The following is a 16784-nucleotide window of genomic DNA, read 5'->3' on the forward strand; positions in this document are numbered from 1 at the left end:
GCGCGGACCCGGGCCTTCCGGACCCGCGGACCCCTGGATTTGCCGGACATTCTGCGGGAAAGTGGCAAGATCCCCGGCGTTGAGGAGGCGGCAGTGCGGCTCGGATTCAGCATTGGCACCCTGGGGCCGGTGGCGGCCACCCACGAGGCCCAGTTGAAGCTCGTGCGAGAGGCCGAGCGGCTGGGCTACGACTCGGTGTGGGCCTCCGAAGGCTACGGGGTCGATCCGGTCACCACGATGGCGTGGCTGGCGGCCGGCACGGAGCGCATCAACCTCGGCACCGGCGTGCTGCAGGTGTCGGGCCGTACCGCGATCTCCGCGGCGATGGCCGCCGCCACGGTCGACCGCCTGTCGGGCGGCCGGTTCCTGCTCGGGCTCGGCGCCTCCGGGCCGCAGGTGGCCGAGGGCTGGCACGGGCACCGCTACGAGCGGCCGCTGGCCCACCTGCGCGACTACGTGAGCGTGGTACGGACCGCGCTGGACGGGCGGCCGGTCGAGCACGACGGGCCCGAGATCGTGCTGCCGCTGCCCGACAGCCGCGGCAAGGCGCTGAGCATGACGGTCTCACCGGTGCGCAAGCCCCTGCCCGTCCACCTGGCGGCCATGGGGCCGAAGGCGGTCGAGCTGGCCGGGGAGATCGCCGACGGCTGGCTGCCCATCCACTTCCCGCCCGAGCACCTCGCCGACACGATGGAGCACCTGCGCGCCGGGGCCGCCCGAGCCGGGCGGGACGTGACGCGGGTGGAGGTGTCGCCCATGGTGATGGCCATGGTGGACGACGACGCCGACTACGCCCGCGACCTCATCCGGCCCATGCTGGCCCTCTACCTCGGCGGCATGGGCAGCCGGGGGGTGAACTTCTACAACCGGCTGGCCCACCGGCTCGGCTTCGGCCCGGCCGCCACCCGCGTCCAGGACGCCTACTTCGACGGCGACCTGGGCGAGGCCGTGGAGGAGCTGCCCGACGACCTGGTCGACGCCCTGTCCCTGTGCGGCACCCCCGAGCGGGTGCGCGAGCGGCTCGCCGCCTACCGCAAGGCGGGCGCGACCAGGCTGATCGTCGGACTCAACGCGCCCACCGTGGACGACCGCGCCGAGCAGCTGGGCTGGCTGGCCGAGCTCAGCTCGTGAGCGGCGCCTGCGGCATCTCGCGCATCTTCGGGATCGGCGACCTGGCCAGCACGATCATCGGCACCACCGCGCCGATCACCGCCGCGACCAGGACCACCGGCCGCATGCCCACCGCCTGACCGAGCAGCCCGGCGACCAGGGCGCCCAGCGGCGCGGGCACCAGCCCCATCGCCCAGATGGTGGCGATCACCCGGCCGACGAGCTCGCGCGGCGCCGCCGACTGCAGCACGGTGATGTTGTTGACCACGAAGATCTGCGTGCACAGGCCGACGAGCAGCTGGGACACGGCCAGGATGCCGATCGCCAGCCACAGCGGGCCGCCCGCGAGCGGCACCAGGATGAGCGCGCTGTTGCCGACGACCGTCGACCAGAACATCGTCGGCCCCGGCCCCGCCCGCTTCATCAGCCGCACCGACAGCCACGCGCCCGCGATCGCGCCGACCCCGCCGACGGCCAGCACCGCCCCGACCCAGCCGGCCGGCACCCCGGCGCCGTCGATCACGTACGGGATGTAGAGGGTCTGCAGGATGCCGATGTCGAAGAAGGAGTAGACGGCGCTGGCGATGGCCAGCGGGCGGATGATCGGCTGCGACATCACGAAGCCGAACCCCTGCCGGATGGCCGCGATCATGGTGCCGCCGTCGTCGGGCGGCGGCGGGTCCTCCCGCTTGCGGATGGAGATCAGGCACAGCGCCGACAGCACGTAACTGACCGCGTCCACCAGGATGACCAGCGGCGCCGAGCGGGTGGCGATGAGGACGCCGGCCAGGCTGGGGCCGACCGCCTTGGAGACGGAGTCGCTGAGCTGCAGCTTGCTGTTGCCGTCGCCGAGGTGCTCCGGCGGCACCAGGATCGGCAGGTAGGAGCGGTAGGCGATCTCGAACAGCACCCCCGCCACGCCCATCGAGAACACGACCACGTACAGCCACCACAGCGTCAGCATGTCCATGGCGAACAGCACCGGCACGGTGGCGAGCATGAACGCGCGGAAGACGTCGCTCCAGATGAGGACCGGGCGGCGGCGCATCCGGTCCACCCAGACGCCCACCACGAAGAACAGCACCATGGGCAGCCTGGCCAGCGCGCCGAGCACGCCCATCTCGGCGACGGAGGCGTTCAGCCACAGGTAGGCCACGATCGGCATGGCCAGCACGGTGACCTGGGAACCGACCAGGGACAGGCTCTCGCCGGTCCACAGTTTGAGGAAGTCCCTGTTCCTCCAGAGGGTCGTGGGTTCAGTCGTGGGGGGTGAGGCCATGGTCGACGCTGCTCCTCAACTCGGCGGCCGCGAGGGCGACCCTGGGTTCGTACATGACGGTGAAACGTTCGCCGTGGATGGGTGAGATGCGCAGCCGTCCGGTGACGACGTCGCCCCAGCCCATGTCGTCGGGTGCGACGCCTTCGGCGGTGGGTGAGAACAGCAGGACGTCGCCGTCGTACGGCTCGTGCCGGTAGTGGCCGACGGCGTGCGCGTTGGCGCGGAAGACCTCGACGAAGCGGCGCGCCTGGCGCAGGTCGGCCGTGTCGGGCTGCAGCTTGTCGGCGCGGGCGGCGGCGTCGATCACGGCGAGCAGCCGCTCGTCAGGGTCCATCTGGTGCAGGTCGTCCAGGTTCACCTGCACCGGGCCGCCGGCCAGCGCGTGCATGAGCAGCACCGCGTCGTCCTCCAGCGAGGCGCGCAACACCGGCTCGGCGGCGTCGGAGTAGAACAGGACGACGAGCGGCACCTGCTCGCCCATCGCGCGCAGCCGCCGGGCGGTCTCCAGCGCGATGTTGCCGCCGATGCAGTAGCCGCCGAGCACGTACGGGCCGTGCGGGCGGACCTGGAGCAGGTGCGCGGTGTAGTCGTCGACCATCTCCGCCAGCGTCGCGTGCGGTCGCTCGCCGGGGGCCAGACCGGCCGCCTGCACCGCGTAGACCGGCTGGTCGGTGCCGAGGTGGCGGGTCAGCGGCAGGTAGCGGAAGACCTGGCCGCCGAGCGCGTGGAACAGGAAGAGCGGGTCGCGCTCCCCGGCCGGGCGCAGCGGCACGATCCGCTGGGGGGCGCCGTCGTTGTCCTGCGGGCGGCGCAGCTCGACGGCGAGCTGGGCGACGGTCGGCGCGGTGAGCACCGTGGACAGCGGCACGTCGCGGCCCAACTCCTTGCGCAGCCGCATGGTCAGGCGCAGAGCGAGCAGGGAGTGGCCGCCCAGAGCGAAGAAGTCGTCGTGGACGCTGACGGCGTCGACGCCGAGCGTCTCCTCCCACAGGGTGGCCAGCTTGGCCTCGAACGGGTCGCGGGGCGGCAGGTACGGGGCGCGGCCGGCGTCGCCCGGGTCGGGCAGCGCGGCCCGGTCGAGCTTGCCGTTGGCGGTGACGGGCAGCGCGTCGAGCCGTACCCAGGTGGCCGGGACCATGGAGTCGGGCAGCTGCCGGCGCAGGACCGAAGCCAGGTCGGGCAGCTCCTCGCCGTCGGGGAGCTCCTCGCCGTCGGGGAGTTCCTTACCGTCGGGGACGATGTAGCCGACCAGGCGTTCGCCGCGCAGGACGACGACGGCGGCGCGGACGGCCGGGTGGGCGGCGAGCAGCGCCTCGATCTCGCCGAGCTCCACCCGCTGGCCCCGGATCTTCACCTGGAAGTCGGTCCGGCCCAGGTACTGCACCTCGCCGCCGGGCAGCCAGCGGGCCACGTCGCCGGTGCGGTAGAGGCGGGCGCCGGGCGGACCGTACGGATCCGGGATGAACCGGTCGGCGGTCAGTCCCGGCCGGTTGACGTAGCCGCGGGCGAGCTGGACGCCGCCGAGGCACAGCTCTCCGGGCGTGCCGACGGGGACCCGGCGACCGTCGGCGTCGAGGATCTCCAGTCGGGTGTTGGCGACCGGCCCGCCGATGGGCACCAGGCTCTCGCCGGGCGCGCAGGCGTGCCAGGTGACGTCGACCGCCGCCTCGGTCGGACCGTACAGGTTGTGCAGCGCGGTGTCCGGGAGGCGCTCGTGGAAGCGGGCGGCGAGCTCGGCGCTGAGCGCCTCGCCGGAGCAGATGACGCGGGTCGCGGCCGGCAGGTCCGGCTCGTCGAGGAAGAGCTCCAGCATGGACGGGACGAAGTGCAGGGTGCTGACCCGCTGCTCGGTGGCGAGCGCGGCCAGGCGGGCGCCGTCGCGGTGCGCGCCGGGCTCGGCGACGACCAGCCCGGCCCCGACCGTCAGCGGCCAGAACAGCTCCCACACCGACACGTCGAACGACAGCGGCGTCTTGTGCAGGACGCGCTCGCCGGGGGCCAGCTGGAAGGTGTCCTGCATCCACAGCAGCCGGTTCACGATCGCGCGGTGGGAGACGCCGACGCCCTTGGGCCTGCCGGTGGAGCCCGACGTGAAGATCACGTACGCGAGTGAGTCCGGGTGCGCGCGCGCCGCCACGGCGGCCTGCGGCGCGGTTGCCTGCGGCGCGGTTGGCTGCGGCGCGGGGCCGCTCACGGGCAGGGCGACACCGTCCGGCAGTCCCGCCGCCCCGGCCGCACCGGTGAGCACGACGCGCGCCCCCGCTTCCTCGATCATGTACGCGAGTCGCTCCGGCGGCAGCTCCGGCTCCAGCGGCAGGTAGGCGGCGCCGGCGCCGAGCACGCCGAGCAGCGCGGGCAGCAGGTCGGGCCCGCGTTCCAGGCAGACGCCGACGACGTCGCCGGGGGCGGTGCCCGCCGCCAGCAGCCGGGCGGTGACCGCCCGGGCGCGCGCCGCCAGCTCCCGGTAGGTGAGCCAGGTGCCGTCGTAGCAGACGGCGGGCGCGGTCGGGGTGCGCGTGGCCTGCTCGGCGATCAGCTCGTGCAGGGTGGTGGCCGGGTAGGGGCGGGCGGTGGCGTTCCAGCCGTCGATGGCCGCGGCGTCACCGGTCAGGTAGGGGGCGGTGTCGCGGGGGTCGGCGCCGACGTCGGCGGCCTGCCGCAGCGCCGTCGCGTACAGCTCACCGGCGCGGGCGATCTGCCCGGCGCCGAACTGGCCCCGGTCGTAGGTGATGGTCAGGTCGAAGCCGCCGTGCTCGCGCGAGCGGGTGAACCCGGCCGCGAACGGCAGGTCCGTCTGCTCGAAGAAGTCCTGCTCCACGATGTCGATGCCCGACATGCCCCGGTAGACGTGGAAGTCGCGGAAGTCGAACAGCACGTCCAGCAGCGGCGAGCGGCCGGCCGCCCGCTGGATCTCGAACAGCGGATACTGCCGGTGCGGCAGCAGCGCCACCTCCGCGTCGAACACCCGCCGTACCAGCTCCGCCCAGGTCGGGGCGGCCACGTCGACGCGCAGCGGGACGGTGTTCAGGAACAGGCCGAGCACTTCCTCGCCCGCCTCGCTCTCCGGGCGGCTGTGCGTGACCAGGCCGGTCAGCACCTCGCTCTCGCCGGTGAGCAGCGCCAGGACGCGCAGGTGCGCGGCGAGCAGCACGGTGCGCAGCGGCACCTTAAGCTGCCGGGCCGCCTCCTCCACCCGCTCCAGCTCCATCGGCAGGCGCAGCACCTCGACGCCCTCGCCCCCCGGCCGGTCCGGCAGGCGGGGCAGGCGCGTGTCGGGGGCGTCGGCCACCTGGGCGTGCCAGAAGTCGCGCGCCTCGGCGGAGGCGAGCGTGGCCCTCTCGGTGGCGACCAGCTCCCGGAAGGCGGCCCCAGGCCGCTCGACCGGGAGCGGCTCGCCGGTCAGCTGCCCGTGGTAGCGGCGGAACAGCTCGGTGATCAGGGCGGCCACGCTCCACCCGTCGAGGATCGCGTGGTGGAAGCTCAGGCTGAAGGCGAACAGGTCCTCCTCGAACAGGTGGACGTGCGCGCGGGCCAGCGGCGGCGTCGCCCAGTCGAACGGCCGCCGCTTCTCCTCCTCCGCCCACCGCGCCACCTCCTCGCGGGCCGCCGGATCGCCCGACAGATCCGTCACCTCCAGCGGCAGCACGGCCGAGCGGTGCACGAACTGCAGCGGCTCGCTGAACCCCGTCAGGTCCATCGACGTGCGCAGCACCGGATGGCGGGCCGTCACCTCGGCCAGCGCCGCCTCGAAGGCCTCCCGCTCGAACCGGCCGCGCAGCGTCATCGTGGTCAGGTCGTGGTAGGTGGTCGCGTCCGGCTCGTACGCGCTGTGGTAGAGCATGCCTGCCTGCAGCGCGGCCAGAGGATAGGCGTCCTCCAGGCCGCGTGCGGCTCCCGTCGTCACTGTCATCGCTTCTCGCCTTCCAGCATTCGTGCCAGATCCTCGGGGTTGAGCAGGCCGAACGCCGCGGGCGCCGCCTCGGGGCGTTCGGCTGCTTGGGCGGGCAGGAGCCGTCCGGCGAGTTCGCGGACGGTCTGGTGGAGGAAGAGTTGCTCAAGCCGCACGGCGTAGCCGGCCTCGCGCAGGCGGGCGACCACCTTGAGGCTGCGGATGGAGTCGCCGCCGACGGCGAAGAAGTTGTCGTGCGCCGACACCTGGTCCAGCCCGAGGACGCCGCGCCAGGCCGCGGCGACGGCCAGCTCGGCGGCGCCCTCCGGCTCGGCGTGCGCCGCCGCCCTCGGCGCCCGCGGGTCCGGCAGGGCGTTGCGGTCCAGCTTGCCGCTGCGGTTGAGCGGCAGCGCGTCCAGCACGGTCCACGTCCTGGGGATCATGTGATCCGGCAGCCTGTCCCGGAGCAGCCCGGCCCAGTCACGACCGGCCGGGACATCCTCGGCCGGCCCTGCCTCGGCCGGGCTTCCGCCGGACGGCGTGCCACCCGCGGCCAGCCCTCCGCCCGATCGCGTGCCCCCCTCGGCCGGGCCTCCGTCGGACGGCGGGCCATCCCCGGCCAGTCCTCCGCTGGGCAGCGTGTCTTTGTCGGGGACCACGTGATCGGCGGCCGCCTTCTCCGGGACCACGTAACCGGCCAGGCGTAGTCCCGCGCCGTCCCGGACCGCGCGTACCGCGGCGGCGCGGACGCCCGGCAGGCCGGTCAGGGCCGTCTCGATCTCGCCGAGCTCGACCCGCATGCCACGGATCTTGACCTGGTGGTCGGACCGGCCGAGATACTCGATCTCGCCGTCGGGCCGCCACCGCGCCAGGTCGCCGGTGTCGTACAACCGCCCGCCGGGCGGCCCGTGCGGGTCGGGGACGAACCGCTCGGCCGTCAGCCCCGGCCGGCCGGCGTACCCCCGGGCGAGCTGCACGCCGCCGATCCACAGCTCGCCCGGCACCCCGATCGGCACACGGTTCAGCCGCTCGTCGAGGATCTCCAGGCGGGTGTTGGCGACCGGCCGCCCGATCGGGATCGCGGGCTCTCCCGGCCGGCACGCGTGCCAGGAGACGTCGACCGCCGCCTCCGTCGGACCGTACAGATTGTGCAGGCCGGCGCGGGGCAGCGCGGCCGCGAACCGGTCCGCGAGGTCGGCGCCGAGCGCCTCCCCCGAGCAGATCACGGTACGCAGCCCGCCGAGCCGCTCGTCCAGGCCGGGTTCGGCGAGGAAGGCGTCCAGCATGGACGGCACGAAGTGCGCCGTGGTGACCGCCTCGCTGCCGAGCAGGCCGGCCAGGTAGGCGGGGTCGGCCTGGCCGCCTGGCCGCGCCACGACCAGCCCGGCCCCCGTCATCAGCGGCCAGAACAGCTCCCACACCGACACGTCGAAGGAGAACGGCGTCTTGTGCAGGACGCGGTCGTCGGTGGTCAGCCGGAAGACGTCCTGCATCCAGCGCAGCCGGTTCACGATCGCGCGGTGGGAGACGCCGACGCCCTTGGGCCTGCCGGTGGAGCCCGACGTGAAGATCACATACGCGAGCGACTCCGGATGGATCGGGACGCCGACCGGTCCGGACTCCTCGCCGACGACGGCTTCGGCATCGCGATCGGGTACGCCGCCCTCCCCGTCGCGGTCGCGTACAACGGCCTCCGCGTCGCGGTCGCGTACAACGGCCTCCCCGTCACGGTCGGGTACGACTGCTTCGGCGTCGCGGTCGGGTACGACTGCTTCCGCGTCGCGGTCGAGCAGTACGGCGGTGACCTCGTCCGGTAGCCGCGCCGCGTGGCCGCCGGTCGAGATGGCCAGCCGGGCGCCCGCGTCGGCCAGCATGCCCGCCAGCCGATCGGCCGGGTGGTCCGGCTCCAGCGGCAGGTAGGCCGCGCCGGCGGCGACCACGGCGTGCACCGCGATGACCAGCTCCGGCCCCCGTTCCAGGCACACCCCCACCACCTGGTCCGGTCCGGCGCCCAGCGCGCGCAACCGCCTGGCCAGCCGGTTCACCCTGGCGGTGAACTCCTCGTAGGTGAGCCACGCGCAGCCCCCCTGCGGGGTCTCGAAACCCAGCGCGGGCGCGTCCGGGGTCCGCAGCGCCTGCTCGGCCACCAGCGCGGGCAGCGTCGCGAGCGCCTGACCGTCGGCGTACCCGATGCTGGTGGTCGTGTCGTTCGCGTGCAGGATGGTGGTCAGCTCGGCGGGGGTGAGGATGGGCACGTCGGCCACCGGGCGCTCGGGGTCGGCCACCGCCGCCGCCAGGAACGCGCGGAAGTGATCGGCGAATCGCTCCATCCGGTCGTGGTCGAACAGGTCGGTCGCGTAGTGCAGCACTCCCGCGAGCCGCTCGTCCGCCTCCTCGACCACCAGGTGCAGGTCCGCCTGCGTGACCCCCGGATCGATGTCCAGGGTGCGCAGCCCGATCCCCGCCACCTCCGGCGGCGACGGCGGCACGTTCTGGTAGGCGAGCATCACCTGGAACAGCGGGTTCCTGGCCAGGTCCCGCTCCTCGGCGAGCTCCTGCACCAGCACCTCGAACGGCAGTTCGGCATGGTCGTGCGCGTCCAGCACCCGGTCACGGGTGCGGCGCAGCAACTCGGCGAAGCTCGGCTCGCCGGACAGGTCGCCGCGCAGGACGAGCGTGTTGAGGAAGAGCCCCGCCATCTCCTCCACCTCCGGATGCGCCCGCCCGGACACCGGCGTGCCGACCGGGATGTCATACCGCCCGGTGTAGCGGGCGAGCACCGCCTGGAACGCCGCCAGCAGCACCATGAACGGCGTCACCTGCCGCTCCAGCGCGCAGGCCCGCACGGCGGCCACGGTCTCCGCGTCGATGGTGAACGTCAGCCGCCGCCCCTCCAGGCTCGCCAGCCCCTGCCGGTGCCGGTCGGCGGGCAGATCCAGCGTCGCGGGCGCGTCGGCGAGCGCGTCCTTCCAGTACGCCAGATCGGCGGCCCGGCCCGACACCCGTTCCCGGTGCCAGACGGCGAAGTCCCGGTATCCGGCGGCCAGCTCGGGCAGCTCGGCCGGGGTGCCGGTGATCTGGGCCCGGTACAGCTCCATCAGGTCGCGCAGCAGGATCGACAGGCTCCACCGGTCGGCGATCACATGGTGCAGGGTGAGGAACAGGTCATGCTCACCCGGCCCGCTGCGCACCAGCAGCGCCCGCACCAGCGGCCCCTCCCCCAGCTCGAACCGACGGCGCGCCTCCTCCCGCCCGATCACGACGACACCTGGCGCGGGAGGCCGATCGGACGTGACAAGGTGATCGGTCGCGGGCTCCTGATCGGTCGCAGCACGTTGATCCCCGCCTGGTTCGGCGGTGCCGGGCCCTTCTCCTGGGGGCTCCGGTGAGCTGGAGAGATCTCGTACGGACAGGCGGGGCCGGTGCGGGCCCTCGCGCAGCAGTGGCTCGCCGTCCTGCGCCACGATGACCAGGCGCAGGGCCTCGTGCCGGTCCACCAGCGTGTCGAACGCGGCGGTCATCGCGTCCGGGTCGAGGGGGCCGGTCAGGTGCTCGGCCCAGGCCACGTTGTAGGCGGGATTGCCGGGGTCGAGCTGGTCCAGGAACCACAGGCGGGCCTGCGCGTGCGACGGCGGCACCTGTCCGTCACGCGCCCGGCCGGCGGCCTCGGCGAACGAGCTCTCCATGGTCCCGCCGGTCCTGGCGGTGATGAGGTCGGCCAGTCCGGCGATCGTCGGGGTTTCGAAGCACTGCCGGAGCGATACCTCGGCGCCGAGCTTGTCCCGGAGTCTGACCACGAGCCGCATGGCCAGCAGGGAGTGGCCGCCCAGGGCGAAGAAGTCGTCCTCGGTGCCGATGTCGTCGCGTTGGAGGAGTTCGGTCCAGATGGCGTGCAGAGTGCTTTCCGCCGGGGTTCGGGGCGGGTGCAGGCGGGGGCCTCCGGTGCTCGGCTTCGGGGGTGGCGGCAGGGCGGCGCGGTTCAGCTTGCCGCTGGGCAACACCGGGAAGTCGTCCACCAGCACGAACGCGGCCGGAATCATCGCCTCCGGCAACCTCGCCCGCAGGTGACCACGCAACACACCGGCGGCATGCTCACGCGCCGACCCGGCCGCAGCCTCCGCTTCACCATCCTGGGCATCCCGTACCGGCACCACGTAGGCCACCAAGCCGCGCCCGCCCGGGGCGTCGTCCCGAACGGCCACCACCGCACGCCCCACCAGCGGATGCTCACCCAGCACGGCCGCGACCTCATCCAGCTCGATCCGCACCCCGCGAACCTTCACCTGATCATCTAGCCGCCCCAGATACTCCAGCGACCCGTCCGCGCACCACCGGACCAAGTCACCCGTCCGATACAACCGGCCCCCGCCGCCGAACGGATCCGGCACGAACCGCTCAGCCGTCAACCCCGCCCGGCCGTGGTACCCCCGCGTCACACCCGCGCCGCCCAGGAGCAGCTCCCCAGGCACCCCGATCGGCACCGGATGAAGCTCCCTGTCCACTACATAGGCGGTCGTGTTGGCCACCGGTGTGCCGATGGAGCCGCCGGTGCCGTCGGTGACCTGGAGCCGGGTGGACCAGACGGTCGTCTCCGTCGGGCCGTACAGGTCCCAGAGCTCGCCGGTGACCTTGAGCAGGCGGGCGGCGAGCGGGCCGGGCAGGGCCTCGCCCGTGCTGACCACTCGGGGGACGCCGCCGTGGGCGAGAGCGGGCAGCAGGCCCTCCAGCACCGAGGGGGTGGTCTGGACGGTGTGCAGGTCGCCGTGCTGGATGAGGTGGTGGACTCGGTCGATGTCGGCCGTGGAGGCGATCACGACCGTCCCGCCGGTGACCAGCGGGCCGTAGATCTCGATCATGGCGATGTCGAAGGACACGGAGGTCAGGAACAGATAGCGGGCGCCAGGAGCGAGACCGGGACGGGTCCGTACATCCGAGAGCAGGCTGACCAGACCGCGGTGCGGCACCACCACGCCCTTGGGGCGGCCGGTGGAGCCGGAGGTGTAGATGAGGTACGCGGCCTGGTCGAGGTGGAAGGCACGCGCCGCCATCCGCCCCTGTGGATCGGGATGGTCGGGATGGTCGGGATGGTCGGGATGGTCGGGACCATCGGCCTGGCCGAGTGCGTCGAGGTGATCGGGCTGGTCAGAGCGGTCAGGGGTGTCGGGGCGATCGGGGTGGTCGGCGCGGTGGAGGGTGTCGGGGTGGTCGAGGAGAAGGAGGGGAGGGTTCGCGGGGAGTCGGTCGGTGAAGGGGGTGGCGGTGAGGACCAGGGTGGCGGCGGAGTCGGTGAGGATCTGGGTCAGGCGGTTCGGGGGGTAGGCGGGGTCCAGGGGGACGTAGCAGCCTCCGGCCTTGAGGACGGCGAGCAGCGCCACCAGGAGGCCGGGGTCACGGGGCAGGCAGACGCCGACCCGGGTCTCCTGGGTGACGCCGAGCCGGCCGAGCCGGTCCGCCAGGGCGGCGGCGCGGGACTCGAGCTCGGCGTAGGTCAGGGTGGAGCCGTCCGGGCCTTCGACCGCCACCGCCGTCGGGGTGCGGGCGGCCTGGTCGGCGACGAGTTCGTGGATGCCGCGCTCGGGGTGGGCGAGCGTGGTGTCGTTCCAGGTGCGCAGGGTGCGCTGGAGCTCGCCGGGGCCCATCAGCGGCAGGCGCGACAGCGGCAGGGCCGGGTCGGCGACGGCGGCGGCGAGCAGGGTGCGCAGGTGGGCGGCCAGGCGTTCGATGCGGTCGTCGTCGAACAGGTCGGTGGCGTAGTCCAGGACGCACAGCAGCCCGCCGTCGGGGCGTTCTTCGACGATGAGGTCCAGGTCGAACATGGCGGTGCCGGGCCGGACGTCCAGGCGTTCGAGGCGCAGGCCACGGGAGTCGCCCGGCAGGGCCGGAGTGCTCTGGTAGGCGATCATGACCTGGAAGAGCGGGTTGCGGGACAGGTCCCGGCCGGTGGCCAGGTCGTCGACGAGGGTCTCGAACGGCACGCTCGCGTGGTCGAAGGCGGTCAGCACCCGTTCCCTGGTGCGCCGTACCAGCTCGGTGAAGGTGGGGTCGCCGGACAGGTCGCCGCGCAGGACGACGGTATTGAGGAACAGGCCGACGGTCTGGTCGAGCGAGGGGTACGGCCTGGCGGACATCGGGGTGCCGAGCGGGATGTCGGGCTGGCCGGTGTAGCGGGCGAGCAGCGCCTGGAGGCCGGCGACGAGCACCATGAACGGGGTGGCGCGCTGCCCGGCGGCGAGTTCGCGCAGATCATCCGCGAGCCGCTTGTCCAGGTCGAACAGCAGCCGCCGGCCCTCGTTGGTCCGTGCGGGAGGTCTCGGCCGGTCGGCGGGCAGGTCGAGTACGTCCGGCAGCCCTTGGAGTGCCTGCCGCCAGTGGTCGAGGTCCTCCTTCGAGCTCTGCGGTCGTTCGGCCCGCCAGGCCACGTAGTCGGCGTAGGCGACGGGCACGGCGGTGAGCGGGTCGCCGGCGTAGAGGCGCAGCAGGTCCTCGAACAGGATCGCCACCGACCAGCGGTCGGCCAGGATGTGGTGAACCGTGAGAACCAGCAGATGCTCCTGCCGCCTCTGTCCCGGACCGGACGGGTGTTGCTCTCCGGGGGCGGGGGTCACGTGGATCAGGCGGGCTCTGGTCAGTGGGCCCGTGCTCAGGTCGAAGCGGAAGCGCGCCTCGTGCCGGGCGGCGGCGTCGGCTTCGGCGGTGGGCAGCGTCTCGACCAGCAGCGCAGGCCGTACCGGGCCGGGGAGCTGGTGGGGCTCGCCGTCGCGGGCGTCGATGACGTACCCGAGGATCGGATGCCGCTCCACGAGGGCGTCGAAGGCCGCCGCGAGCGCGGCGGCGTCCAGGTCGCCTTCGATCTTGTACGCCCACGACAGCGTGTAGGCGGGGTTGCCCGGGTCGAGCTGGTCGACGAGCCAGAGGCGCCGCTGGGCGTCGGAGAGCGGCGCGGCGGCACCTGACCGGCGTGGGATGGATGGCGGGCCGTCGTCTCGTGGGCGAGCCGGGCGGCCGTTCCCGGAGCGGGCGAGGCGGGCCTCCAGTGCGGCGCGCTGTTGCGGGCTGAGCCGGGCCAGCCGCTCGCGTACGCCGTCCACGTCGCTCAAAGCTCATCCTCCAGGAGTTCCAGCAGGTCGGCCTCTGTCAGGCTGTGTTCGAGCACGGCGAGGGCCTGCTCTTCGACGGTGGTGGCGTCGAAGCAGCGGCGCAGCGGCAGCTCCACGCCGAACTCGTCGGTGATGCGGCCGACGAGGCGGACGACGAGCAGGGAGTGGCCGCCGAGGGCGAAGAAGTCGTCGCTCGCCCCGATCCGGTCCCTGCCGAGCAGGTCGGCCCAGATGGCGGCCAGGGTCTCCTCCATCGGGGTACGCGGCGGGACGAACGCGGCGGCCGCGGGGCCCGGCCCGGGTGGCGGGAGGGCGGCACGGTCGAGCTTGCCGCTGGGCAACACCGGGAAGTCGTCCACCAGCACGAACGCGGCCGGAATCATCGCCTCCGGCAACCTCGCCCGCAGGTGACCACGCAACACACCGGCGGCATGCTCACGCACAGACCCGGCCGCGGCCTCCGCTTCGCGATCCTCGGCGTCCCCATCACCCGAACCGTCGTCGCTCTGTGCCGGCACCACGTAGGCGACCAAGCCGCGCCCGCCCGGGGCATCGTCCCGAACGGCCACCACCGCACGCCCCACCAGCGGATGCTCACCCAGCACGGACGCGACCTCATCCAGCTCGATCCGCACGCCGCGGACCTTCACCTGGTCATCGAGCCGCTCGAGATATTCCAGCGACCCGTCCGCGCACCACCGGACCAGGTCACCCGTCCGATACAACCGGCCCCCGCCGCCGCCGAAGGGATCCGGCACGAACCGCTCAGCCGTCAACCCCGCCCGGCCGTGGTACCCCCGCGTCACACCCGCGCCACCGAGCAACAGCTCTCCGGCCACGCCGACGGGCACCGGACGAAGGTCCCTGTCCACCACGTACGCCGTCGTGTTGGCCACCGGTGTGCCGATGAGCATCGTGGTGACGCCGTCCGGCACCCGGTAGGCGGTGGACCAGATGGTGGTCTCCGTCGGGCCGTAGAAGTTCCACAGCTCCTCGGTGACCTGGAGCATCCGGCGGGCCACGTCGAGAGGCAGAGGTTCGCCGCCGAGGATGGCTCGGGGCAGCCCGGCGGGCAGGTGCTCGGCCGCCAGCCCGGCGACCGAGGGGGTGAGCTGGACGAGGTCGGCCTGCTCGGCGGCCCGGCGGATCTCCTTGGGCGTCCGGGCGGCGTCCTCCGGGGCGAGCAGCAGGGTGCCGCCCGACAGCAGCGGCGTGAAGATCTCCAAGGCGGCGATGTCGAAGGACAGGGACGTCATCAGCAGCGTGTCGCCCCCGCCCAGGCGGCGGATCACATCGGTGACCAGGTTGACGACGCCGCGATGCGGCACCTGCACCCCTTTGGGGCGGCCGGTGGAGCCGGAGGTGTAGATGAGGTAGGCCAGGTGGTCCTGGCCCACGGAGGGCGGTTCCCCCGTGGACGCCGGCGCCGGTTGGTCGGCCGGACGCTCAAGTGACGGACGGGTGGGCGGGGGGTCGGAGGGGGGCTGGTCGAGGAGCAGTTCGGGTGGGCGGTGGGCCGGTAGGCGGTCGCGGTAGGTGGAGTCGGTGATCAGCAGGGCCGCGCCGGAGTCCTCCAGCAGGTACGCCAGCCGCTCCTGCGGGTAAGCCGGATCGAGCGGCAGATAGCAGGCGCCCGCCCGCAGCACGGCGAGCAGGGTCACGATGAGGCCGGGGTCACGGGGCAGGCACACCGCCACGCAGGACTCCACGCCCACCCCCAGCCGCCCCGCCAGCTCCCGCGCCCGCGCGTCGAGCTCGGCGTAGGTGAGCTCCGCGCCGTCCGCGCCCCGCACCGCCACCGCGTCCGGAGTGCGCGCCGCCTGCTCGCCGACCAGCTCGTGCAGTGGCAGGTCAGGGTACGGCGCGGCGGTGTCGTTCCAGCCGGTCAGCATCTCCCGCAGCCGCTCCGGCGCCATCGACGGCAACTCCGACAGCCGGGTCCGGGGCTCGGCCACGGCGGCGGCGAGGATGAGCTCGTAGGCCCCGGCCAGCCGGGCGATGGTGTCCTCGTCGAACAGGTCGGTGCTGTATTCGAAGTAGACCCCGGCCCCTTCGGCCGTCCTGACGACGTCCAGGCTGAGGTCGAGCTGGGCGGTGCCGTTGGGGAACTGCCCGCGCGACTCCATCGGCAGCAGGTTGAAGCCCACCTGGTGCAGCGGCGTGCGGCTCGGGTCCCGTTCCGGCTGGAGTGCCTGCACGAGCTGGTCGAAGGGCACCTCGGCGTGGTCCAGGGCGTCGAGCACGGTACCGCGCACGCGGCCGAGCAGCTCCTCGAACGGCGGGTCGCCGGTCAGGTCGGTGCGGAGCACCAGGGTGTTGACGAACATGCCGATCAGCGGCTCGAACTCGGGCAGGTCGCGCCCGGCCACCGGCGTGCCGACGGCGACGTCGTACTGGCCCGAGTACCGGGCGAGCAGCGCCTTCAGCCCGGTCAGCAGTGCCATGAACAGGGTGGCGCCGCGCTGTCTGGCGAGGGCTTCGAGGCGGTCGACCAGGTCGGCGGGCAGTGCCAGGTGGAACTCGGCCCCGTCGTGGCCGCGGGTGGCGGGCCTGGGGCGGTCGGTGGGCAGTCCGGCGTCGCGGGGCAGCCCGGCGAGCCGTTGCCGCCAGTAGGTGAGCTGGTCGGCGAGCACCCCTTGGGCTAGGTGCTCGCGCTGCCAGGCGGCGTAGTCGGCGTACTGGACGGGCAGGTCGGGCAGCCGGGGCGGGCGGCCCGCGCCGGCGGCGGTGTGGAGCTCGCGCAGCTCGGCCGCGAAGTTGGTGCCGGAGCGGGCGTCGAACACGGCGTGGTGGACGACGAGCACGAGCCGCTGCTCGTCGCCCGGCATCCGCACCAGGTGCGCCCGCCACAGCGGCGGCCGGTCGAGGGTGAACGGCCGCCTGGCCTCGGCGACGGCGAGGGCCCGGTACTCCCGCTCGGCGTGCTCGGGCGGCAGGTGCCGCAGGTCGGTGGTGGGCAGGGTGACCGGCAGGTCGACGTGCACGACCTGGACGAGGGCTCCGTCCTCGACGGTCAGGGCGGTACGCAGCGTCTCGTGCCGCCTGACCAGCTCACGCAACGCCTGCGCGCACCGGTCGGGATCACCCTGCCCGGGGAGCTCGATCATGGCGTTGACGTGGTGCGCGGGCGCGTCGGGGTCGAGCCGGGCAAGGAACCACAGGCGTTCCTGCGCGAACGACGCCGGTAAGACGTACGTGCCGGTCACAGGCCGCTCCCCTAGTGGTCCATGGCCTCGCGCAGGCTGCGCGGGCGCATATCAGTCCAGATCTGCTCGATATGGTCGAGGCAGCTCTGCTTGGGCCCGTCGAAGCCGGCCTCCCGCCAGCCTTGCGGCAGGGGCCGTTCGGCGAACCAGATGGAGTACTGCTCCTCGTCGTTGACCACGACCTTGTACTGGCCGTCTTGCAT

The 16784-nt window shown here is 73.4% G+C and carries 6 protein-coding genes; 1 reads left to right on the forward strand and 5 read right to left on the reverse strand.

The window, feature by feature from the left end:
• Nucleotides 1–93 precede the first annotated feature (93 nt).
• Nucleotides 94–1131, forward strand: coding sequence for an LLM class F420-dependent oxidoreductase (locus tag OHA68_RS37350; RefSeq protein WP_189140637.1), 1038 nt, complete (start codon nt 94–96; stop codon nt 1129–1131).
• Here the strand turns inward: OHA68_RS37350 and OHA68_RS37355 are convergent.
• Genes OHA68_RS37355 through OHA68_RS37375 form a run of 5 tightly spaced genes read right to left on the reverse strand, consistent with a single transcriptional unit; the run spans nt 1121 to nt 16784 of the window.
• Nucleotides 1121–2389: an MFS transporter gene (locus OHA68_RS37355; RefSeq protein ID WP_327104464.1), complete on the reverse strand. Its 1269-nt coding sequence runs from the start codon at nt 2387–2389 to the stop codon at nt 1121–1123. The two genes, OHA68_RS37350 and OHA68_RS37355, sit on opposite strands and share 11 nt — an antisense overlap.
• Nucleotides 2367–6299, reverse strand: coding sequence for an amino acid adenylation domain-containing protein (locus OHA68_RS37360; protein ID WP_327104465.1), 3933 nt, complete (start codon nt 6297–6299; stop codon nt 2367–2369). The genes OHA68_RS37355 and OHA68_RS37360 overlap by 23 nt, the downstream gene beginning before the upstream one ends.
• The gene (locus OHA68_RS37365; RefSeq protein WP_327109607.1) at nt 6296–13366 is read right to left on the reverse strand and encodes a non-ribosomal peptide synthetase; all 7071 of its coding nucleotides are present in this window, start codon (nt 13364–13366) and stop codon (nt 6296–6298) included. Before OHA68_RS37365 ends, OHA68_RS37360 begins: the two co-directional genes overlap by 4 nt.
• A gap of 5 nt (nt 13367–13371) precedes the next feature.
• Nucleotides 13372–16581 carry an amino acid adenylation domain-containing protein gene (locus OHA68_RS37370; protein ID WP_327104466.1) on the reverse strand — a complete coding sequence of 1070 codons (3210 nt, stop codon included), beginning with the start codon at nt 16579–16581 and terminating at the stop codon, nt 13372–13374.
• A gap of 11 nt (nt 16582–16592) precedes the next feature.
• The gene (locus OHA68_RS37375) at nt 16593–16784 is read right to left on the reverse strand and encodes an MbtH family protein (RefSeq protein WP_327104467.1); all 192 of its coding nucleotides are present in this window, start codon (nt 16782–16784) and stop codon (nt 16593–16595) included.

Origin of the sequence: Nonomuraea glycinis (assembly GCF_035920485.1) — a bacterium.
Lineage (GTDB): Bacteria > Actinomycetota > Actinomycetes > Streptosporangiales > Streptosporangiaceae > Nonomuraea > Nonomuraea glycinis.